This is a genomic window from Flavobacterium sp. WC2416, from assembly GCF_041200095.1.
GTDB lineage: Bacteria > Bacteroidota > Bacteroidia > Flavobacteriales > Flavobacteriaceae > Flavobacterium.
This window is the reverse complement of record NZ_CP165626.1, coordinates 3,889,220-3,912,994: the sequence shown is the minus strand read 5'-3', so window position 1 is coordinate 3,912,994 and position 23,775 is coordinate 3,889,220. Positions and strand designations below refer to the sequence as shown.

The following is a 23,775-nucleotide window of genomic DNA, read 5'->3' as shown; positions in this document are numbered from 1 at the left end:
GTTTTATTCTAGTTTTTCTATTAAATATTGGTAGAGTATGAATACTTTTTAGATATTATATTAATAATGTTAATTTTATATTAAATATATTTGTGCATAAACAAAATAAAACAATACATTTATGTTTTATTTTCTTACTCTTTTTTTAAAAATTATAGTATGTTATACTAACAACAAAATTTATTATATGAAAAATAAATTACTTTTATTTTTACTGTTTTTGACATTTTCAGGAAATCAGATTCTTGCAAAAAAGCCCAATGAAAATCTATTTGGGACTAATCTTACTATAGCATTTTATAAAAATCTTAGTTTTACGGATACAATTAAAAAGAGTAAAAAATCTTTAAAATCGGCAAGACTTAATGCTTTCTTAGCACCTCCTTCAGTAATTGCGGGAAGTTCTTGCGGTGATGGTGTAAGTTTTGTCCAAGTTAATGTATACGCAAATGGTTCTAGTACAGATGAACAAATTGAGTGGTATGCAAGTCAAAATGCTACTACTCCTTTATATACTGGCTTTGTTTATAGTCCCAGTATTAAAACTACTAGAACCTTTTATGTACAAAGTAAATCTAAATCGACAAATGATGTAAGTATTAGGGTTCCTGTTGTCGCATCAGTATATTTATCTCCAGCTTCTGTTAGTATTTCTGTTTCTCCTAGTAATAGCCCTACAAACTTATTATGTCCTAACACACCTGTAACTTTTACAGCGAATGGGGGCGGGGATTTGTTTGAATTTTCGGTAGAAGGAGTTATTGTACAAGCTATGTCAGCTAGCAGAACTTATACAACAAGTTCACTTATGAACGGACAAACAGTAAGTGTTCGTTCAAGATATGCAAAGAACATAGATGGGTCAATGACTGAGTCTGCTTGGGGAACTGGTCCAATTGAAGATAATGTATTAACAGCACCTTTATCTGTAAGTGCTACTAAAGCATATGTAAATTCATTGAAAATTAGTCCAGAAGAAAATAACTTAGTAGTTGGTCTTGCAGGTAAAGTGGATAAAAACAGTAGTCTTTTGTTATTTTTAGATTCGAAATCAGGTGGTTTTAATATGTCTAATTATGGTGACGTTCTAACTGGTGCCACTGTTAAGGGTTTTAATTATTTTAATAATAATCCTAGTACATTTGATTCTTACTTTCAAGCTGATTATTGTTTAATTATTTCAACTGATGCAACAGAGTCAAATTATTTTGCTGATATTGTTGAATTAAAATCAGGAGAATCTGTTAGAACATCGCTTGGGAGCGCTACCCCAAGTACACCTGGCTCTTTTTTTGGGGTTAATAAAAATAATACTGGAGCTACTGATTATAATTTAGGTTTCGAGGTAGAAATTTTAAAATCATTAATTGGTTACACTTCTGGTGATATTAAATTTTTTGGTTTTACAATGAAAGATACGGATGAGACAAGTTATAGTGTAACTAACTCTTTTTTAAGTCCTGAAATTTCGAGTAATTTAGATTATGGTAATTTAGGAATAGATTATAATCTAAGAGATCCTAATCCAGTTGTTTTTTCATCAGCAGGATTAATACCATGTTATAGTAATGATTTTTATACAATAAATTTATTTGAACCACCAGTAACTTCAAGTTTAGTGCAGCCTACCTGTTCTAATCCATTGGGAACAATAACTATTGGAAGTCAAAATGGTGCTGAATATAGTATTGACGGAACTACTTATCAAGCTTCTAATACTTTTTCGGGTTTAAACCCAAATAGTTATACATTATATATTAGAAAGGCATCTGACGGTTCTTGCAGTATTAGTTCAATATCTCCTGTTGTAATTAACCCTGCACCTCCTGTCCCTTTAGTTCCTACAGCAGCAAATGTAGTTCAACCAACCTGTGCATCTCCATCTGGGACAATTGTTATAACGGCTCAATTCGGTGCTGAGTATAGTTTAGATGGTATTATTTTTAGAAATACAAATTCATTTTCAGGCTTACCAGAAAATAGCTATACATTGTATGTTCGAAATATGGATGATACAACTTGTATGACAATGTCTGCAACAACAACAATAATAAATGCAGTACCATTGCCACCTGTTGTTCCTACAACTGCCAGTGTTGTTCAGCCTACATGTGGGACACCATCAGGAACTATAACAATAACTTCCCAATCAGGAGTAGAATATAGTTTGGATGGAACTACTTATCAAGCATCTAATTTATTTTCAGGCTTAGCAGCTAATGACTATACATTATATGTTAGGAATTCTGGAGATGCCACTTGTGTAACCATGTCCGCTTCTACAACTACTATTGATGAAGCACCATTACCTCCTGTTACTCCTGCTACGGCTAGTATAACTCAACCAACATGTGCGATACCATCAGGAACTATAACAATAACTGCACAAGCAGGAATCGAATATAGCTTGGATGGAATAAGTTATCAAGGTTCGAATTCTTTCTCAGGTTTAGCGCCAAATGATTATACATTATATGTAAGAAATACGGGAGATACAAGTTGTATTACTCCGTCACCATCAGTAATAACAATAAACGCTATACCAACTCCACCAGTTGAACCTACATTAGCTAGTGTAACTCAACCTACATGTGGAACGCCTTCAGGAACTATTGTAATAACAACACAAACAGGAGTAGAGTATAGTTTAGATGGAAGTACTTATCAAGTATCAAATTCCTTTCCAGGCTTAACACCAAATAATTATACATTGTATGTTAGAAATACAGGTGATACAACTTGTATGACTATGTCTTCTTCTACAACAACAGTGAATGCAGTACCATTGCCGCCAGTTGTTCCTGCAATTGCCAGTGTTGTTCAGCCTACATGTGCCACACCATCAGGAACTATAACAATAACTTCCCAATCAGGAGTAGAATATAGTTTGGATGGAACTACTTATCAAGCATCTAATTCATTTTCAGGTCTAGCACCAAATGATTATACATTATATGTTAGAAATATAGCGGATATTACTTGTGTGACAATGTCAGCAACTAAAACAACAATAAATGTGGCTCCATTACCACCAGTTGTTCCAGTAACAGCGAGTATAACCCAACCAACATGTGCGATACCTTCAGGAACAATTTCAATAACGGCGCAAGGAGGAATTGAATATAGTTTGGATGGAGTGACTTACCAAGGATCAAATTTATTTTCAGGTTTAGCACCAAATAATTATACATTGTTTGTTAGAAATACAGGCGATACGAGTTGTATTACTATGGCTCAATCAGCAATAACTATAAATGCGATACCAACTCCACCAGTAGTGCCTTCTACTTCTAGTGTAGTTCAGCCAACCTGCGGAACTCCTACCGGGACAATTGTTATATCAGCACAAACTGGAGTTGAATATAGTTTAGACGGAAGTACTTATCAAGCATCAAATTCCTTTCCAGGCTTAACACCAAATAATTATACATTGTATGTTAGAAATACAGGTGATACAACTTGTATGACTATGTCTTCTTCTACAACAACAGTAAATGCTGTGCCAATGCCGCCAGTTGTTCCTACAACTGCCAGTGTTGTTCAGCCTACATGTGCCACTCCATCAGGAACTATAACAATAACTTCCCAATCAGGAGTAGAATATAGTTTAGAAGGAACAACTTATCAGTCGTCGAATTCATTCTCTGGACTTGCACCGAATAGTTACACATTATACGTTAGAAATTTATCAGATATTACTTGTGTGACAATGTCAGCGTCTACAACAACAATAAATGCGACTCCATTACCACCAGTTGTACCAGCAACAGCGAGTATAACCCAACCAACATGTGCGATACCTTCAGGAACAATTTCAATAACGGCACAAGCAGGAATTGAATATAGTTTGGATGGAGTGACTTACCAAGGATCAAATACATTTTCAGGTTTAGCACCAAATAATTATACATTGTTTGTTAGAAATACAGGCGATACGAGTTGTATTACTATGTTTCCATCAGCAATAACTATAAATGCGATACCAACTCCGCCAGTAGTACCAACTACTTCTAGTGTAATTCAACCCACATGTGGAACACCTTCAGGTACTATTGCAATAACTACACAAACAGGGGTTGAATACAGTTTAGATGGTATTACTTTTCAAACATCAAATTCATTTTCAAGCTTAGCGCCTAATAATTATACATTATATGTTAGAAATATAGGAGACACAACTTGTATGAATATGTCTTCTTCTACAACAACAGTGAATGCTATACCATTGCCCCCAGTTATTCCTACATCAGCAAGTGTTGTTCAGCCTACATGTTCAACACCATCAGGAACCATAACAATAACTTCGCAATCAGGAGTTGAATATAGCCTAGATGGGGTTATTTATCAAGGATCAAATTCGTTTTCAGGCTTAGCGACAAATAGTTATACACTATATGTTAGGAATATAACTGATATTACTTGTGTAACGCTGTCTTCTACAAATGTAATTATTAACCCAATACAGGTTATTGTCGTTCCAACCACTGCTAGTGTAATTCAACCAACGTGTGCAGTACCTTCTGGGACTATTTCTATTACTACACAAACTGGAGCAGAATATAGTTTAGATGGAATAACATATCAGGTTTCAAATTCCTTTTCGGGATTAATTCCAAACGACTATACATTATATGTAAGAAGTGTATCTGATAATAGTTGTGCAAATGTTTCATCAACACCAACAATAATTAATCCATTACCTACACCTCCTATAATTCCAACATTGGCAAGTGTAGTTCAGCCAATTTGTGAAGTTCCATCTGGAAGTATTGTAATTGCAACGCAAACAGGTGTAGAATATAGTTTAAATGGGGTGACTTTCCAGGCTTCAAATTCTTTTTCAGGGTTGGTGCCAAATGATTACACCTTATATGTAAGAAATATTGCTGATAACACTTGCTCTGTTCAGAGTATTTTAAAAGTTACGATTGATCCACTTCCTCCTTTACCTTTGGTGCCAACTGTAGAAGGGATTATTCAGCCAACTTGTTTAGTTTCAACGGGAACAATTAGAATTACTGCACAAGATGATGTACAATACAGTATAGGTAATGGTTATCAAGACAGTCCTATATTTGTAAATTTATTACCTGGTACTTATCCAATAAGTGTAAGATTTACAAGTAGTGTTTTTTGCATAAACACAGGAACAGTGCAAACTATTAATCCAGTTCCCCCACAAATTCAATTTGAAGTTATAGGTAATTGCGATGATAAAGATTATGTTTTGACAGCAAGTCCTCTTGCTAGTTCTTATAATCCTAATGAGGTTAATTATCAATGGAAAGACAATACAGGATTAGCAGTGGGAACAAATTCTAATATATTAAATGTTTCGAGTTTAATAGCATCTACTTCAAGTGATGTAGCCTTTCCACTGACTTATACTTTGACAATTACATCAGTTCCTAACGGTTGTGAAACTACTAATAGTGTATTAATTGAAACTATTTATTGTAATATACAAAAAGGAATTTCACCTGATGGAAATGGATCTAATGACAATTTTGATTTGAGATTATTAGGTGTTAAAAAGCTCGAAATATTTGATAGATATGGAATCAAAGTATATAACCAATCTAACTATACTAATCAATGGAAAGGTCAGTCGGATAAAGGGAATGAGCTTCCAAGTGCTACATATTATTACGTTATTGAGTTTAATAATGGTAAGACAAAAACAGGTTGGATTTATCTAATCAGAGAAAAACAATAATTTAATAAATATATTGTTGGTTTTTTTATCAACAAAATGAAAAATAAACAGATATGAATAAAATATTTTTAACTTCTCTTTTGGTTCTTTTTGCCTGTATTGATATATCGGCACAGCAAAATCCACATTATACTCAATATATGTATAATATGAATGTTATTAATCCTGCATATGCAGGTTCGAAAGAAAGTATTTCTTTTGGTGCTTTATATAGAAAGCAATGGGTAAATATAGAGGATGCACCTACTTCTTTTACTTTTTCAGGGCATGCTCCTGCAGGTAATAATGTAGGTTTAGGTCTGTCTTTTATTTCAGATAAAATAGGCCCTGTTACTGAACAAAATGTGTATGGAGATTTCTCTTATACTTTAAAATTAAATGACACTCATAGATTGGCTTTTGGTTTAAAAACAGGTGTTTCTTTTCATAAAGTGGCGCTTAGAGATATTCAATCTTCTCTACCTGACCCATCTGAAGGTATTTTTGGGGAAGACATAAATGACGCTTCATTAAATTTAGGGGCTGGTCTTTTTTACTACACGGATAAATACTACGTTTCCTTTTCAATTCCTAATATGATGAAGTCAGCACATTTAGATTATAATGGGCGTGAGTACGGTTCTGATGTTTCTCATTATTTCTTAACAGCGGGATATGTGTTTGATATTAATTATGATTTGAAATTTAAGCCTTCTTTTATGTTGAAATCAGCATTTGATGTAAAACCTTCATTAGATCTTTCTGCAAATTTTTTATATATGGAGAAAATAGAGTTAGGAGCGAGCTATAGACTAGAAGATAGCTTTGGTGCTATGGTTAATTTTGCTATCACACCTGAGCTAAGAATAGGATATGCTTATGACCATATAATTTCTGATTTAAAGGTGACTGCACCTTCTTCTCATGAATTTATAATTTTATATGATTTATTTACGCCAAAAAAGGTTTCACGTTCACCTAGATTTTTCTAATACAAAATTTTAATTAATGAAAAGATATACAACAATTTTGTTTTTTGTACTAAATAGTATTAGTATTTTCTCACAAAATAATCAAACAAAATCTGCAGATAAATTATTTGACAGATACGAATATGTAAAAGCAGCGGATGCTTATAATATGTTAGTTCAAAACGGAAATTCAGATTCTTATGTTTTTAAGCAACTAGGGGAATGTTATTATAATATGAATAACACTTCTGAATCTGAAAATTGGTATGAAAAAGCTTTACAGACGAAGCAAGATGCGGATACATATTATAAATATGCACAAGTATTGAAATCCAATAGTAAGTATGATTTATCAGATAAACAAATGAAAATATTTGTTGGAATGGAACCCAATGACCCTAGATCTAAGGAGTTTGTTAATAATTCTGATTATTTATCTAAAATTTCTAGCAAAGAAAAATTGTTTGACTTAAAGAAGTTAAATATTAATTCTGAAAAATCTGATTTTGGAGCTATTCAATATAACGATGTATTATATTTTGCCAGTTCTAGAAATGAAAGCAGAAAAATTTATGGATGGAATAACGAGCCTTTCTTAGATCTTTACAGGTCAAATTATAATGAAAAAGAGGCTACTTATTCGGAACCTGTTCCAATTTCAGAATTGAATTCTGTTTACCATGAAGGTCCTTTGACTATGACTCAAGACGGTAAAACTGTTTATTTCTCTAGCGAAAGTTTCAACGAAAAATTGTTTGATAAAAATAAAAGTAAAAGAATTAAGTTTGGTCAAGTAAATTTATATAAAGCCACTGATAGTAATGGAAAATGGTCAAATATAACTCCTTTACCTTTTAACAGTAAAAACTATTCGGTTAGTAATCCATCAATAACAAAAGATGGGGAAACACTTTATTTTGCATCTAACATGCCTGGTACTTTTGGTGGATTGGATATTTGGAAAGTTAAAGTTAAAGCTGATGGAGGTTTTGGAGATCCTGAAAATTTGGGTGCTAATGTAAATACTTCTCAAGATGAAAGTTTTCCTTTTATTACAGATGAAAGTATTCTGTATTTTTCATCAAAAGGACTGTCAGGTCTTGGTGGTTTTGATATTTTTTCAATAGATTTAAATAAAAATGAAGTTGCCAGTAATATTGGTAAACCTGTAAACTCTGAAAAAGATGATTTTGCTTTTACTTTTAATAAAAAAAATAAGATAGGTTATGTTTCAAGTAATCGTAATGGTAAAGACCAAATTTACTCTTCGATACCTGTTGTTGAAAATGGAAAAATACATGCCATTGTTAGTAATTCTGTAACGGGTTCTGTTATAACTAATGCGAGAGTGGTTGTTTCTGATATAGATAAAAAGGTTTTGGATAAACAATTAACAAACGAAAATGGAACTGTGATGTATAGTGCCAAAAATGATAAATCATATTTTGTTGAAATTAGTAAAGATGGTTTTATTTCAAAAACATTTCCTATTGCAGTTAGTAATGGAGGTGAATATAATGTTGATGCTAAATTAGACCCTATTAATGTTGTTGTTACGGATACAGAATTTATCTTTAATCCAATATATTTTAAATTTGATAAAAGTGATATTACAACACTTGGTGCGGATGAACTTGATAAGTTGGTTTATATAATGTCTCAGAATAAGGATTTGGTCATTGTAGCTAAATCACATACTGACTCTAGAGGTAGAGATGATTATAATATGGATCTTTCAGAAAGAAGAGCCAATGCGACTGTTCAATATATAATTTCTAAAGGAATAAGTGCAGATAAAATATCAGGAAAAGGTTACGGGGAATCTGAATTAAAAATAAATTGCGTAAAATGTACCGAAGAGGAACATGCTTTAAACAGACGTTCGGAATTTATCATTGTAAAGAAGTAATTTTACTTCCTGTTAAAATAAAAAAGCGAATCCTAATTTAGAATTCGCTTTTTTATTTTAACCATGTACTGTTTCATTTTTTCCGTAATTTATGATAATGGAAGCTTCAAATTCAATCCATTCTTTCCATCGTTTATCAACATCAACATTGTCAGCGTATTTTTTTGCGAAACCTAAAAACGTAGTGTAGTGCCCTGCTTCGCTAATCATTAAATCCCGATAAAATTTAGCTAGTTCTTGATCTTTTATATTTTCAGAAAGAACCTTGAATCTTTCGCAACTTCTTGCTTCAATCATGGCTGAAAATAGTAAACGCTCGCATAAAGCGTCATTACGACTTCCGTCCTTTTTCAAGAATTTAAAAAGTTCATTAACGTAGCTGTCTTTGCGTTCACGACCAAAAGTAAGTCCTCTTTCTTTTATAAGATCGTGGACCATTTTGAAATGTTCTATTTCTTCTTTTGCTATAATCATTAGTTCAGTTACTAATTCTGCTTTTTCCGAGTTTTGGGTTATTAGACTTATCGCATTAGAAGCTGCTTTTTGTTCACACCATGCATGGTCCGTCAATATTTCTTCAATATTTGATTCAACTATATTTACCCAACGGGGATCGGTTGCTAATTTTAATCCTAACATTTATTTGTGTTTTAAAGTTGTAAAATTAGTGTTTTCTTTCTTATTTATTGTCGAAATCATGGTAATGCGGTCTAAATACCATTATTTTGTATTTGTAATGATATAAGGTATGAAAGTGATTGAAAAGCTATTAATAATTGGTTTTGTTTGGCCAGAGCCTAATTCTTCTGCTGCTGGTGCTAGAATGATGCAATTGATTTCCTTTTTTAAAGAAGAAGGTTATGAGATTACTTTTGCAAGTCCAGCACTGGATAGTGATTTTATGGTCGATCTTAATTTGTTGGGAGTTGAAAAAAAAGGTATTTCTTTAAATTGTGCTAGTTTTGATATTTTTGTAAAAGAGCTAAATCCTACGATTGTTTTATTTGATCGTTTTATGATGGAGGAACAGTTTGGTTGGCGAGTAGCCGAAAGCTGTCCTAATGCATTACGACTTTTGGATACCGAAGACTTACATTGTTTGCGAGTAGCACGTCAAAAAGCCTTTAAGGAACAACGTTTATTTGAGCTATCGGATTTGTTTTATGAAGATGTTGCCAAGCGTGAAATAGCTAGTATTTTACGTTGTGATCTTTCTTTAATGATTTCTGAATTTGAAATAGATCTATTAAATGCGATTTTTAAAATAGATGGAAGTTTGTTGTATTATTTGCCACTTTTGCTAAATGTAAATGAGATTCCAAACTTACTTGAATTGCCTTCTTTTGAGGAGCGAAAGGATTTTGTTTTTATTGGTAATTTTTATCATGAACCCAATTGGAATGCTGTGCAATATTTGAAAGAATCTATTTGGCCGTCGATTAAAAAGCAATTGCCAGAAGCTGTTTTGAATATTTATGGAGCTTATCCTTCTCAAAAAGTGGTACAATTAAATAATGATAAAGAAGGTTTTTTGATAAAAGGACGTGCTGAGAATGCATGCGATGTAGTTAAAGAGTCTCGTGTAGTTTTAGCTCCGTTGCGTTTTGGTGCAGGAATAAAAGGAAAATTATTAGAAGCGATGCAATTTGGAACTCCTAGTGTAACCACGTCTATTGGTGCTGAATCTATGCGAGCTAATTTAGATTGGAATGGTTTTGTAGAGGATAATTCGGAGTTTTTTGCAAATAAAGCAATAGAGTTATACCAAGATAGAAATAAATGGATTCAAGCTCAAAGAAATGGAATTGAGATTATTAAAAATCGTTATTTAAGAAGCTTATTTGAAGATGATTTCAAAGAATTAATCCAAAGCGTTAAGGCGAATTTAGTTCAACATAGAATGAATAATTTTATGGGTGAGCTGTTGCATCATCATACTTTGAAAAGTACGAAATACATGTCAAAGTGGATAGAGGAGAAGAATAAGTTTTAAATGATGGAATGCATAAGTGATGGAAGCGACATCCTTTTATAGAATGTAATAAAAGATATAGTGTACAGCCCGACCTTGCTGTAACGAAAGTGGAAGCAAGGATATGCTCAAATAAAAAACCCGTCAAGTTTTTTACACAAGACGGGTTTTTTTATACAGATGTCTAGTCCTGAAATAGTGATACACAAAAAAGTATCCTATGGAATCATTACAACAAACGCGCTATTTAAAGCGTACGCAAAAAGACTACACTATGTCTTTAAAATTAGAAATCGTTCAAGAAATAGAACGAGGACAACTTACAGTTAGCCAAGCAACAAAGAATTACGGTATTCAATGTAGAAAGACAGTTGTACAATGGCTAATTAAATTTGGTAACTTTGATTGGGAGAACCAAATCTCTTCAAAGATGGAAAAAACACCCGAACAAAAGATTATGGAGCTTGAAGTTCAAGTCAAGCTTCTAGAAAAACAAAAGGCATTCCTGGAGCGACAGGCTTTTGTTGCAGACAAGAAGGCTATCCTGTTTGATATGATGATTGATTTAGCAGAAAAAGAATATCAAATCGATATCCGAAAAAACTCTGTACCCGAACAATCGATTATTTCAAGACAAAAGAACAACAAACAATAGCATTTACCTGTTATTTGTTCGGGATAGACAGACAGGTTTATTATCGAAGAATTCGAAGAAAAATAGTTAAACAAGATAAAGCAGAACAGGTTATTTTGATGGTTGATGCTATCAGAAAAATAATGCCTAGAATAGGCACTAGAAAACTATATTATCTTTTGTCAGACAAACTCCTATTGATAAAAATAGGCAGAGATAAATTCTTTGATATACTAAGAGCCAATCATTTATTAATACAGCCAAAACGTTCTTATCATATAACAACTAACTCCCATCATCGTTTTAGAAAACACGAGAATTTAATTTTAGATTTAGAGATAAACAGGCCTGAACAAGTCTGGGTGTCAGACATCACGTACATTGGAAAAAGAGATAATCCTTGCTACCTAAGTTTGGTTACCGATGCTTATTCAAAGAAGATAATGGGGTATTTTGTGGCTAACAACTTAAATACTCAAAGTAGTGTAATGGCTTTAAAAATGGCTCTTAAGCAAAGAAAGAATTTTAATTTACCATTGATACATCATTCTGATAGAGGAATTCAATATTGTGCCAATGAATACCAAGAAGAGCTCATCAAAAAAAGGGTTTTATGCAGCATGACACAAAATTCAGATCCTTATGAAAATGCTGTTGCAGAAAGAATAAATGGAATTTTAAAACAAGAATTTAGCATTGATAAATACAATCAAGGAGCAAAAATAACAAATCAAATTGTCAAGGAATCAGTTACTATTTACAATGGACTTAGGCCTCATTATTCGAATTTTATGCTGACTCCAAACCAAATGCATTCTCAAAACAAAACGAAGATGAGAACTTATAAAACAAAAAACAGTAGCAAAAACGTTTTTGCTACTGTTTAATATTTAATTTTAGCTAATAATCTGTATCGCTTTTTTAGGACGGGACAAGAATCAGTACTTATGCAAGCATGGTTACTGGATTTTCAATGTATTGTTTTAATGTTTGTAAGAACTGTGCTCCAGTTGCTCCGTCGATAGTGCGGTGGTCACAAGCAAGAGATAACATCATAGTGTTACCTACAACAATTTGTCCGTTTTTAACCACTGGTTTCTCAACGATTGCTCCTACAGATAGGATAGCTGAGTTAGGTTGGTTGATAATTGAATTAAATTCAGTGATACCAAACATTCCAAGATTAGAAACTGTGAAAGTACTTCCTTCCATTTCTGAAGGTAGTAATTTTTTGTTTTTTGCTCTTCCAGCAAGATCTCTAACACTTCCGCCAATTTGAGACAAACTCATAGCATCAGTGAATTTTAATACAGGAACAACTAATCCGTCTTCAACAGCTACTGCAACACCTATGTTTACATGGTGGTTGATGGTAATTGCATCTTCTTTCCACTGTGAATTAATTTTCAAGTGTTTTTTAAGAGCCATTGCACAAGCTTTAATCACCATGTCATTGAAAGATACTTTAGTATCCGGAACATTATTGATAATTGCTCTTGATTTCATTGCTTCGTCCATAGTTACTTCTATGGTTAAGTTGTAATGTGGTGCAGTGAATAAAGATTCCGCTAGACGTTTTGCAATGATTTTACGCATTTGCGAATTCTTGATTTCCTCAGTAAATACTTCTCCAGCAGGAACAAAAACTTTTGGTGCCGGTGCAGCAACAGTTTCGGTTTTAGCAGGTGCAGGTGCAGCAGCTTGTGGCACTGCAGCAGCAGGTGAGTAGTTTTCGATATCGCTTTTCACAATACGCCCGTTTTCACCAGAACCTTTAACTTGTGTCAATTGAATTCCTTTGTCGCTAGCAATTTTCTTTGCTAACGGCGATGCTAAAATACGTTTTCCATCAGTAGAAGCTTCTTGTGCTGTTGGCTCTGCCGGTGTAGCAGATGCTGATGCAACCTCTTCAGTTGTTGCTGGTTTAGCTCCTCCAAATGTGAAGTTTTCTGCTATTCCTGAGATATCAGTTCCTGCAGGTCCTATAATAGCTAATAAGCTGTCAATTGGTGCTGCATTTCCCTCTTCAATTCCTATGTATAATAAAGTTCCTTCGTTGAAAGATTCGAATTCCATTGTTGCTTTATCGGTTTCGATTTCAGCAAGAATATCACCTTCAGCAACTGTATCACCTACTTTTTTCAACCAAGTAGCTACAGTTCCTTCCGTCATCGTATCACTTAAACGAGGCATAGTTACCACTATAACACCTTTAGGTAAAGTAGCCGGAGCAGCTGTTTCTTTTACTTCAGTTTTAGTTTCAGAAGTTGTTTCTTTCTTTGTAGTATCTTCTTTAGGAGTTTCAGATTTTCCTGCCAAAATTGCAGAAATATCTTCCCCTTCATTTCCTATTATTGCTAATAATGAATCTACAGGCGCTGTTTCGCCAGCTTGAATTCCTATATGCAAAAGAGTTCCTTCGTTGAAAGACTCAAATTCCATTGTTGCTTTGTCAGTTTCAATTTCTGCAAGGATATCGCCTTCGCTAATTTTGTCACCTACTTTTTTAAGCCAAGTTGCTACCGTTCCTTCCGTCATAGTATCACTCAAACGAGGCATTGTAATTATTGTTGCCATAATTGATTTTATAGTTTATGAGGTATAAATGGATAATCTTCTTGTGCGTATACTACGTCGTATAATTGTTGAATTGGAGGATATTCCGATTCTTCAGCAAAATCAACACATTCTTGAACTAAGTCTTTAACTCTTTGGTCGATTGCGTCAATTTCTTCTTCTGTAGCATATTTTTGATCTTTAATTACATCTAGAACTTGTGTAATTGGATCAATTTTTTTGTATTCTTCTACTTCTTCTTTTGATCTATATAGTTGAGCATCCGACATAGAGTGTCCTCTATAACGATATGTTTTCATTTCTAAGAAAGTTGGTCCATCACCACGACGCGCTCTATCAATAGCTTCTGTCATCGCTTCAGCAACTTTTACTGGATTCATTCCGTCAACTGGTCCACAAGGCATTTCATACCCTAAACCTAGTTTCCAAATATCAGTGTGGTTAGCCGTTCTTTCAACAGAAGTTCCCATTGCATAACCGTTATTTTCTACAATAAAAACTACAGGTAGTTTCCATAACATAGCCATGTTGAAAGCTTCGTGCAAAGATCCTTGACGTGCTGCTCCATCACCAAAATAGGTCATTGTTACACCGCCAGTTTCAAAGTATTTATCTGCAAAAGCCAATCCAGCTCCTACAGGAATTTGTCCACCTACGATTCCATGACCACCATAAAAACGGTGCTCTTTTGAGAAAATATGCATAGAACCACCCATTCCTTTTGATGTTCCCGTAACTTTTCCTAAAAGCTCAGCCATTACTCTTCTTGGATCTACACCCATTCCAATTGGTTGAACGTGATTTCTATATGCAGTAATCATTTTGTCTTTTGTCAAGTCCATTGCATGCAATGCACCTGCTAGTACTGCTTCTTGACCATTATATAAGTGTAGAAAACCTCTAACTTTTTGTTGTATGTATAATGCTGCAAGCTTGTCTTCAAACTTTCTCCAAAGCAGCATGTCTTCGTACCACTTTAAATATACTTCTTTTGTAACTTCTTTCATCTCAATTGTTCTTTTGCTAAAGTTTTATTGTGTTATCAACTAGTACCTATAACGCAAAATAGTTTCCTCCCACAAATTTGCGAATTGCAAAAATAGGACATTCCAACTAAGAACTAAAATTAAAAAGCTAATTTTTAGCAATTTTACAACACGTTTTTGTTAAATAATAACGGGAGCAGGTTTTTTAGTGATTCTGATTTATAGACTTCGCCAGTTTCTCCCATGAAATAAATTTCTATTTGAGACTCTTGACGGATTTCATATTCAGCAATTGATTGTCTACACGCGCCGCAAGGAGGTATTGGTTCTGTTGTTTTATTGGTGTCTGAAGCAGCTGTAATCGCCATTTTTGTGATTTTTGCATTTGGGTATATTGCTCCGGCTTGAAAAATAGCTACTCGCTCTGCGCATAGTCCAGATGGATAAGCAGCATTTTCTTGATTAGAGCCCAATACTATTTTTCCATTATCTAATAATAAAGCCGTACCGACTCTAAATTTTGAATATGGTGCATATGCATTTTTCCGTGTTGAAATGGCTTGCTCCATAAGATTTTGTACTTCAATTGGTAATTCAAGTGTTGAATTATAAACAGAGAAATGGCTTGTAATAGTTATTTCTTTCATATTTTATAGGAAAAAAAGTCCAAAGTTCAGGGGTTGAAATTTGGACTTTTAATTTAAATTTTATTATAAATTAATATTCATCGTATTTGTCTCCAAAGTTGAATGTAAGAGAGAAACGAAGGGTGTTTTCTAAAGGGTTTTTTACTTTTGAAGCTGAGAATAAATAAGACACATCTACTTTAACTACATTGTATTTAAATCCGGCTCCAAGCGAGAAAAATTTTCTAGCTCCTTTAAGTGGACTTTCATGAAAATAACCTAGTCTCATTGCAAATGAATCTTGGTATAAGTATTCAGCTCCAACTGCATATGTAACTTCTTTAACTTCTTCACTAAATCCGTCTGGTGCATCTCCGAATGATTTAAAAACTCCAGAAACCCAACCAATAGAGCGGTAATTGTCATTATTTTGAGCTCTTTCTTCAGCTGTAATAGTTCCGTCTCCATTTAGATCTGGATTTTGAGGGGTTGGAACCAATAGTTTACTAAATTCAAGATTCAGTGCTACCTTGTTGTAATCGTCAAGTATGAAATCAAATCCAGTTCCTACCTTTAAGTTAGCGGGTAAAAAGTTAGTGCTAATTTCGTCATTGTCATAACTTATTTTTGGTCCTAAGTTTTGAATATTAAAACCTGCTCTCCATCTTCCGTTAAAGTCATTATAGGCAATTTCTTCTGATTGATAAAAACCCGCAACATCAATTGCGAAAGAATTTGCTGCAGAGGCATCACCGTTGTCTGAAACTACTTTTAGATTAGAATGAATGTATCTTCCTGCTACAGCCATAGAAAATTTCTCGCTTAATTTTAAGGAATAAGAACCATCTAGTGCAAACTCATTTGGTGATACAATTCTGGGAACTTCATTTGGGTCTCCAGTTTCTCTTAATTCGATATTACCAAACCCAAAATAACGTAAACTTCCAGCAAAAGCACTTCTTTCGCTTATTTTATTATAATAGGTTAATTGTCCTAATGAAATATCATTGGCTAAATCAGTAAGGTAGGGTGTGTAACTTATAGAAAAGCCTTGTTTATCAATTGCAAAAGCATATTTTGCAGGATTCCATTGTTGTGAAAAAGCATCTGCTGAAGTGGCTACACCAACATCAGCCATACCAGCAGCTCTAGCATCTGCAGATACTAATAAAAAGGGAACTGCAGTTGTTATTACTCTATCTTGTGCTTTTGCAAAAGAAAAAGTGAGTATACTAGTTGTTATAAGTATTATTTTTCTCATTTTGATGTTAAAATTCATTAAACAAATATACTATATTATTAAAGTATCACAAGCTTTTCGATCTTTTCAGCTTTTTTATTTGTTGTGCTAGACTTGACAGTGAGCTTGTAGATATAAACGCCTTTGCCTATTTTATTTCCAAAATCATCTCTTCCGTCCCAAGTGATTTCTTTAGATAAAAAACCTTCTGTTGTTATGATTTGGTTTTTTGTCCAAACTACCTTTCCAGTTATTGTGAAAACTTGAATTTGAACTGTTAGTGGTTCGTAAGGTCTGTTGTGAGTAAACCAAAATTCAGTATAATTGACAAATGGATTTGGATAATTTAAAACATGTGTCAAAGTTATTGTTTCGTCTCCTACTACTAAAAATTGAATTTCGGTAGTTGTTGGATTATTGTAAACATCCCATGCTTTAAATACAATAGTATGCAATCCGACCGAAATGTCATGTAATGGGAATCGTAAACTTCCATTTGTAAAATCATCAATATTTGTTTGGTAATAATCATTTAGTATATATGGGTTGCTTATGTCTCCATCCAAAATAGCTATAATGTCGTGTCCAATTCCGCTTGCAGTATTAATTCCATTTTCATCTTCGAGAAAAGCAAGTAAAAAAGGAGATGAGTTTGTAATGCCTCCTGAAACAAATGTCTCGTCATTCATATATAACTTAACTTTTGGGCTAATATTGTCCTCGACTGCATTTTCATTTATACCTCCTATTTTAATATTCGTGTCGTAGCCAGTTTCATTCTCTAAAACCTGCTCTTTTTTAGCGTAAAAACTTATTTTTCCATTGTCAAGAGGGATTCTAATGTCTCTTGGGACAACAAAATTAAATTCAAATATTCCGTTTTTAACAGAAGCATTTCCTCTAAATATGGTTTCTCCGAGTGTATTGAAATTTATTGGTGGGCTGTTTCCGTCGTTGTTATACGTTGTTCTTGGGATTGTCTTATCAAAAATAGTAGATGAAATTTCGCCGTTATAATTTGTCAGCGTAACATCATTTTCATCAGTTATTTCGCCAGTTACTTTCATGTGAGCTAATGATTTAAATGCATCCGTGGTTTGAGTTGTTGGGATATCATTTATTTTTGTAAGCTTTACTTTCGGTTTTGGAATAGCTAAAAACAATGCGGGATCTCCAATATAAAAAACGACATTAGTAGATGAATTCGGATTGCTGTTTTTTGATATTCGTAAAGCCTCTGCAATTGAGGTGTATTCATTAGAACCAAAAGACAATAAGTTTTGAGATAAAGTGTCGTTGAAATTTTCTGCGCTAAATTGACCAATAGCGCGAATAGTAGTAATCATTGCAATAGCACCGCCTTTCGGGTTCCAATAGGTGTATTCTCCTGCTGTTGGTCTGGTGGGATTATCAAAGCGGGAAAACTCGCAAGTAATAGTAATGAATAATGGATATTTGTATTGATTGTTTAGGTTTTGGCTATCTGATTTTTCCCAAATTCGTTCAGCCGATAATCCATCCTCACCACCGTGTCCCAAGTAGTTGAAGATTAGTGCTCCTTTTTCGAATGCATTAAAAAAGTCTGTCCTCGCTTTTGGATATCTAAAACCTCCAGCCGATGCTTCTTGGATATAAGAATCTAATATTATTTTATTGATATTAAAAAAAGGTTTTTGTGCCGTGATTCTGTCGGCCAAATTATTTTGTCTGCTTTGTAGGCTGGAATCAGATATTTGATCGGAGTCGTCACAAATCATCACGAAATTGTTTCTCCAGTTTCCGTATGATTTGATGTCATGGTATTCAATTACTTTATTAACCATATCCTCTGCTTGTGAAGGGTTGTTTACAAGCATTCGGCCAACCGCAATGTCAATTCCACCAAAATAGGAAATAATGTTTCCTTCGTTATCATCCATTAAACCATAAAAATCATCTGAGGCAAATGAAGATTCTCCAATAGTGTTGCTGTTTAAAGCATGATAAATAGGGACTATATTTGTATTGTTTATGGTTTTGTTTTTATAATCATAGGAAGCGTCTCCAAAAAGGTTTACATATTTGATCCTTTTTTCATCTGTAGAAGCATTGTCATATATGTATTTTATGCAGTTTCGTATTGCTGCAATATCTTGTTTTCCAGATGAAAATTCTTGATAAATAGACTCTGTAGTAATGACTTTTACATTTAATTTGGAATAATTCCGATGGAAATCAGCGAGTTTTTCTGCTTGATTTTTCAACTCATTTGGAGTTATTATAACGTAGTCAATATCTTGAAAGGCTCCTTGGTTGTTATTGAAAATTGTGCCTTTTATATTTTGGTTAGTTATTTTAGATTTAGTCTCTTTTAAGGGAGTGTAGTAGTCTAAAGCATCGATAGCGACGTATTTCTTGGTTTCTCCTAGATTTCCTTTAAATGAAAATAAATCTTGATTGTTGTTTTCTACTTTGGTTATATTACTGGTGTTAGTAATATCCCATATTTGAGAAATTCCATTTGCATTAGCAAAATTGTAATTGACAATGCCTATTTCTCCATTAGAAGAGTTATATTGAAAATTGAATTGCTTGCCATATCCTTGGAGTTTTCTTTTTGCCAAAAGCCCAATGTAATCCAAAAAACCTTTGGATCCAGGAACACCATTGTTGTTGTATGTTAGTTTTATTTTTACATTTTCAGCACTGTTGAAAGAGGCATTGCTGGGTAAGTTGCCAACATAAAATTCAGTGTCAGAATTGGTGTTTATGGCAGGAAAAGTGATTTGTCCGATGGTTTGACTGTTAGCGCTAACTTGAAATGATGTTGGGGTATAAGCGGCCGAAGCGGTTACGGCTTTAATTTTTATTGGGGTTGTTAAATCAATATTAGGAAAGTTGAATTCAAATTCTTGTTCTTGATTGATGTCAAATGACTCTCCAAACCATTGTCTTCCAAGGTGGGCAATATTGACTAAATCTGTTTCATGATATTGATAATCGTCAAATGTGTTTAGATTCAATGTACTGTTGCCTAAAGGTTGAGTCATTTGGCCCATTCTTTTACCATTGTCTCCAGAAGAGGTGATGTAATAGTACGACTTTGTATCGTAAAGGTTTATATTAGTTTGACTTTCTTCATTCCAAGTGTCAACTCCTTGAGCATAAAATAAGATATAATCATTAGTGTCAAATGTGCCGTCATCTTCACCAATAATTTGAATAGTATTTTCAATTAAATCATCTGGGTAATCAATATTATTTGATAAAGGAAGCATTTTTCCTCCATTGCCATATATTTTAATTTTTTTAGGATCAATTCCATTAGCTGGAAACCCTAATTCTTGTAAAAAACTTTTTGAAATTTTATAAACACCTGATTTTTCAATATAAAAACGATACCAATCGCCAGAGGACAAAACGGAATTGTAAATAAGTTTCGTGGTTTTGTTCGATTGATTAATTTTTGATGTTGAGTTATTGATGGTGTAAGAAAAAGATTTTATCCTTTTGTATCCATAAAAGTCCTTTATAATGGGAGAGAGGGTCAGGAAAGATTCTAAAACACCTCGGCTTTTGAAATTTTGTATAGTTGGGGCTATTACTTTTGGTGTGTTTTCTAGCTTTAAGTCGCCAAGTTGTTCTGCTGAAACAGATTCGTAATTTATATTTGAGATTAAAACATCATTTTTATCATAAGAATAAGGTACTTTAAGCTTTAAAGTGTAAAAAAGAATCTTTTTTTCAGTATCATAATGAAATTGATTTCCAGTAAAGATTGGAATGTTGATTTTAGTATTTCCAATTGACATCTCCGTTTTATCAAGCCATTCGATGGTGATGTTATCTGCGGTTTGGGCATTTAAAATGGAAGAAATTAAGGATAATGTAATCAGAAGTAGCTTTCGCATTATTTATTAAATTGTATTAATAATAAATTAATTGGAATGAGTAAAAATATAGCTTTTAGTGTTAAAATAAATAATAAATAGTATAAATTTGCGTTTGATTTGTATGAAATAGTTTAATATGGTTGAACTGCGCAAAATTTTTTAAAATGGTGTTGCAGGTTAATCGTTAATTATTATATTGCATCACTTAAATTATTACCTTTAAAAGAGTATGAAAGTAAACAAAATTATGGCATTTCGATTGATGTTATCGTTGATAATGATAGTAGGTTTTGCTAGTTGTAGTAAAAAATCTAGTTCAAAAAATGCATCAAGAGCTACCGGTTGGAATGTAGATAGCAAGAAAGCTTCTAGTAGTAAAAAACAAGAAGCGGGACCTGGTTTGGTTTTTGTTGAAGGAGGAACTTTTACAATGGGTAAAGTGGAAGATGATGTTATGCATGATTGGAACAACACACCAACACAACAACATGTTCAATCCTTTTATATGGATGAAACAGAAGTTACAAACTTTATGTACTTGGAGTACTTAGATTGGTTGAAAAATGTTTTTCCTCCAACAGAAGAGAACTATAAATATATATATGAAGGAGCTTCACCAGATACTTTAGTGTGGAGAAATAGATTGGGTTATAATGAAACCATGACTAATAACTACTTGAGACATCCTGCGTATGCAAGTTATCCTGTAGTTGGGGTAAATTGGATTCAAGCTGTTGAATTTAGTAAATGGAGAACCGATCGTGTAAATGAAGCAATTTTAGAAAAGAATGGTTATTTAAAAAAGAATGCAAAATCGCAAGATGTTACAGCTGAAGCTTCTTTTAGTACAGAAACGTATTTAAAAGCTCCAACAATGACATATGGTGGTAATGAGGAAATTGTTTTAAAATCTAAAGCCGGTAGAAAAAGCCCTAAAGCAGGTAAAGACGGTAAGGTTGTTGAAGCTAAAAATGTTTATGCACAACGTTCTTCAGGAATACTTTTACCTGAATATAGACTTCCAACTGAAGCAGAATGGGAATATGCTGCAGCTGCAGATGTAGGTCAAAGAGAATATAATATCTATAAAGGGCAAAAGAAATATCCATGGTCTGGTAGTTATACCCGTTCTGGAAAAAGACAAAGTAAAGGGGATCAATTAGCCAATTTCAAGCAAGGAAATGGAGATTACGGTGGAATTGCAGGATGGTCTGATGATGGTGCTGATATCACTAATGCTGTTAAAAAATATCCAGCTAATGATTTTGGATTGTATGATATGGCAGGAAATGTAGCCGAATGGGTTGCCGATGTTTACAGACCAATTATTGATAATGAGTCAAATGATTTTAACTACTTTAGAGGAAATCGTTACACTAAAAACAAAATTGGAGAAGATGGGAAAGTAGAAATTGTTACTCTAGAGACTATGAAAAAAGATACTCTTAGTAATGGTAAAATTATTGTAAGAAGTTTTCCGGGTCAAATTGCACAAGTGCCAGTTGATGAAAACGAAACGTACTTGAGACAAAATTTTGATAAGAGTAATAATATTAATTATAGAGATGGTGATAAGCAATCTTCAAAATATTATAACTTTGGTGAATCAGAGTCAGATACTGATAAAGCAAAATCGGATAAGAATATGTATAATTCTCCTAAACATAATGTTACTACAGACAGTTTAGGTATGATGGTTAGAAAATACGATAAGTCTAGTAAAAGAACTACTTTGATAAACGATGAAGTACGAGTTTACAAAGGAGGTTCTTGGAGAGATAGAGCGTATTGGTTAGACCCAGCTCAAAGAAGGTATTTTCCACAGGATATGGCAACTGACTATATTGGATTTAGATGTGCTATGTCTAGAGTAGGACCTAAGGCAGAAAAAAGAAAATCAGCTAGAAATTAATTTTTTTATATAATTATAAAAGTAAAAAGCCCTTTGATTAGGGCTTTTGCTTTTTTTAATCCTTTTTATATGGATATCCAATACATTCATAGTTTATTTTTAAAATGTAAATCGGTTTCAATTGACACACGTAAGATTGGTGTTAATTCTTTTTTTGTAGCCATAAAAGGGGAGCGATTTGATGCGAATACTTTTGCTAGCGAAGCTTTAGAAAAAGGAGCTTCTTATGTGCTTATTGATGATAAGTCTTATTATATTGATGAGCGAACAGTACTTGTTGATGATAGTTTAGTGGCTTTACAAGAATTAGCTAAATTTCATAGGGGCTATTTAAAGTTACCTATTATAGCTCTTACTGGTAGCAACGGAAAGACTACTACAAAAGAGTTAATTCAAGTTGTGCTTTCAAAAAGATACAATACAAAAGCCACTGTAGGGAATTTCAACAATCATATTGGAGTGCCTTTAACTTTATTGTCATTTACTTCAGAAACTGAAATTGGAATCGTTGAAATGGGAGCTAATCATAAAAAAGAAATTGAATTTTTATGTGAATTAGCTAAACCTGATTACGGATATATTACTAATTTTGGGAAAGCACATCTGGAAGGATTTGGAGGTGTTGCGGGCGTAATTGAAGGGAAAAGTGAAATGTATCAATACTTAGCAAAAAACGATAAATTAGCTTTTATAAATCTGGAAGATCCAATTCAAGTTGAAAAATCAAAGTTGCTAAAATCCTTTTCTTTTGGTCTAAATAAAGAAAATGCTGATGTATGTATTGCAGAAGTTAAAGCAAATCCTTTTGTGGAAATTGAATTTTCGAACATTATAATTCAGTCTCATTTGATAGGGCTTTACAATGCTAATAATTTGAATGCAGCACTTGCTATAGGAAAGTTCTTTGGAGTCGAAAATATACCTATAAAACAAGCGCTAGAGAGTTATATTCCTGAAAACAATAGATCTCAACTCTTGTTAAAAGAGACTAACGAAATTATTTTGGATGCATATAATGCAAATCCAAGTAGTATGGCTGTGGCTATTTCTAATTTTTTACAATTGGAAAAGCCAAATAAAATAATGATTTTGGGAGATATGTTTGAACTGGGCAATGAAAGTGCAAAAGAGCATAAGGAATTAGTGGACTCCCTACTAGAAGAAAACTCTATTCAATGTTTTTTTATCGGTTCTGCATTTTACGACACTAGAATAGATAAGAGTAATTTTTATTTTTATGACTCATTTGATACTTTTTCAAATTATTTAAAAACAACCAAAATTATAGACAGCACCCTCCTTATAAAAGGTTCAAGAGGAATGGCATTAGAAAGGACATTGGATTTTATATAGTAAAAAACTATTACTCATCTTTTAAAAA

General features: G+C 33.2%; 14 protein-coding genes. 8 read left to right on the top strand and 6 right to left on the bottom strand.

All coding sequences use genetic code 11. From position 1 onward, the window contains the following. Nucleotides 1–187 precede the first annotated feature (187 nt). From AB3G39_RS16610 to AB3G39_RS16600, 3 genes are read left to right on the top strand one after another with little or no spacing between them, the layout of a single operon-like run. Nucleotides 188–5,716, top strand: coding sequence for a gliding motility-associated C-terminal domain-containing protein (locus tag AB3G39_RS16610; protein ID WP_369765736.1), 5,529 nt, complete (start codon nucleotides 188–190; stop codon nucleotides 5,714–5,716). 53 nt (nucleotides 5,717–5,769) lie between these two features. Beyond that, complete coding sequence (locus AB3G39_RS16605) at nucleotides 5,770–6,687, top strand: type IX secretion system membrane protein PorP/SprF (protein ID WP_367757027.1); 918 nt, start codon at nucleotides 5,770–5,772, stop codon at nucleotides 6,685–6,687. Nucleotides 6,688–6,703: 16 nt separating this feature from the next. After that, the gene (locus AB3G39_RS16600; protein ID WP_367773416.1) at nucleotides 6,704–8,575 is read left to right on the top strand and encodes an OmpA family protein; all 1,872 of its coding nucleotides are present in this window, start codon (nucleotides 6,704–6,706) and stop codon (nucleotides 8,573–8,575) included. Nucleotides 8,576–8,632: 57 nt separating this feature from the next. On the opposite strand, the gene AB3G39_RS16595 is transcribed toward AB3G39_RS16600, so the two are convergent. Next, complete coding sequence (locus AB3G39_RS16595; protein WP_369765735.1) at nucleotides 8,633–9,214, bottom strand: tRNA-(ms[2]io[6]A)-hydroxylase; 582 nt, start codon at nucleotides 9,212–9,214, stop codon at nucleotides 8,633–8,635. A gap of 109 nt (nucleotides 9,215–9,323) precedes the next feature. Here AB3G39_RS16595 and AB3G39_RS16590 point away from each other — a divergent pair, with 109 nt between their 5' ends. The 3 genes from AB3G39_RS16590 (at nucleotide 9,324) to AB3G39_RS16580 (ending at nucleotide 12,068) form a co-directional block, all read left to right on the top strand. Continuing rightward, on the top strand, nucleotides 9,324–10,568 hold the full coding sequence (locus AB3G39_RS16590; RefSeq protein ID WP_369765734.1) for a glycosyltransferase: 1,245 nt from the start codon (nucleotides 9,324–9,326) through the stop codon (nucleotides 10,566–10,568). 199 nt (nucleotides 10,569–10,767) lie between these two features. Beyond that, complete coding sequence (locus tag AB3G39_RS16585; RefSeq protein ID WP_369764744.1) at nucleotides 10,768–11,202, top strand: transposase; 435 nt, start codon at nucleotides 10,768–10,770, stop codon at nucleotides 11,200–11,202. A gap of 14 nt (nucleotides 11,203–11,216) precedes the next feature. Beyond that, entirely contained in the window at nucleotides 11,217–12,068 is an 852-nt protein-coding gene (locus tag AB3G39_RS16580) for an IS3 family transposase (RefSeq protein ID WP_369764745.1), read from the top strand. 58 nt (nucleotides 12,069–12,126) lie between these two features. Here the strand turns inward: AB3G39_RS16580 and AB3G39_RS16575 are convergent, their stop codons facing one another. The 5 genes from AB3G39_RS16575 to porU all read right to left on the bottom strand — a co-directional run bounded on the left by AB3G39_RS16575 (nucleotide 12,127) and on the right by porU (nucleotide 20,500). Continuing rightward, nucleotides 12,127–13,758 carry a 2-oxo acid dehydrogenase subunit E2 gene (locus AB3G39_RS16575; RefSeq protein ID WP_369765733.1) on the bottom strand — a complete coding sequence of 544 codons (1,632 nt, stop codon included), beginning with the start codon at nucleotides 13,756–13,758 and terminating at the stop codon, nucleotides 12,127–12,129. 8 nt (nucleotides 13,759–13,766) lie between these two features. Continuing rightward, nucleotides 13,767–14,765, bottom strand: a complete 999-nt coding sequence (gene pdhA, locus AB3G39_RS16570) for a pyruvate dehydrogenase (acetyl-transferring) E1 component subunit alpha (RefSeq protein ID WP_367757036.1) — start codon at nucleotides 14,763–14,765, stop codon at nucleotides 13,767–13,769. A gap of 143 nt (nucleotides 14,766–14,908) precedes the next feature. Then, nucleotides 14,909–15,391, bottom strand: a complete 483-nt coding sequence (gene cdd / locus AB3G39_RS16565) for a cytidine deaminase (RefSeq protein ID WP_367773425.1) — start codon at nucleotides 15,389–15,391, stop codon at nucleotides 14,909–14,911. A 70-nt stretch (nucleotides 15,392–15,461) separates the two neighbouring features. Then, nucleotides 15,462–16,631 (bottom strand): type IX secretion system outer membrane channel protein PorV, encoded by a 1,170-nt coding sequence (gene porV, locus AB3G39_RS16560; protein WP_367773427.1) that lies wholly within the window; start codon nucleotides 16,629–16,631, stop codon nucleotides 15,462–15,464. 38 nt (nucleotides 16,632–16,669) lie between these two features. Continuing rightward, complete coding sequence (porU, locus tag AB3G39_RS16555) at nucleotides 16,670–20,500, bottom strand: type IX secretion system sortase PorU (RefSeq protein WP_369765732.1); 3,831 nt, start codon at nucleotides 20,498–20,500, stop codon at nucleotides 16,670–16,672. Between the two features lie 211 nt (nucleotides 20,501–20,711). On the opposite strand from porU, the gene gldJ reads away from it, so the two are divergent. Continuing rightward, the gene (gene gldJ, locus AB3G39_RS16550; protein ID WP_367773431.1) at nucleotides 20,712–22,394 is read left to right on the top strand and encodes a gliding motility lipoprotein GldJ; all 1,683 of its coding nucleotides are present in this window, start codon (nucleotides 20,712–20,714) and stop codon (nucleotides 22,392–22,394) included. 69 nt (nucleotides 22,395–22,463) lie between these two features. Next, nucleotides 22,464–23,747, top strand: a complete 1,284-nt coding sequence (murF, locus tag AB3G39_RS16545) for a UDP-N-acetylmuramoyl-tripeptide--D-alanyl-D-alanine ligase (protein ID WP_369753080.1) — start codon at nucleotides 22,464–22,466, stop codon at nucleotides 23,745–23,747. Nucleotides 23,748–23,775 lie beyond the last annotated feature (28 nt).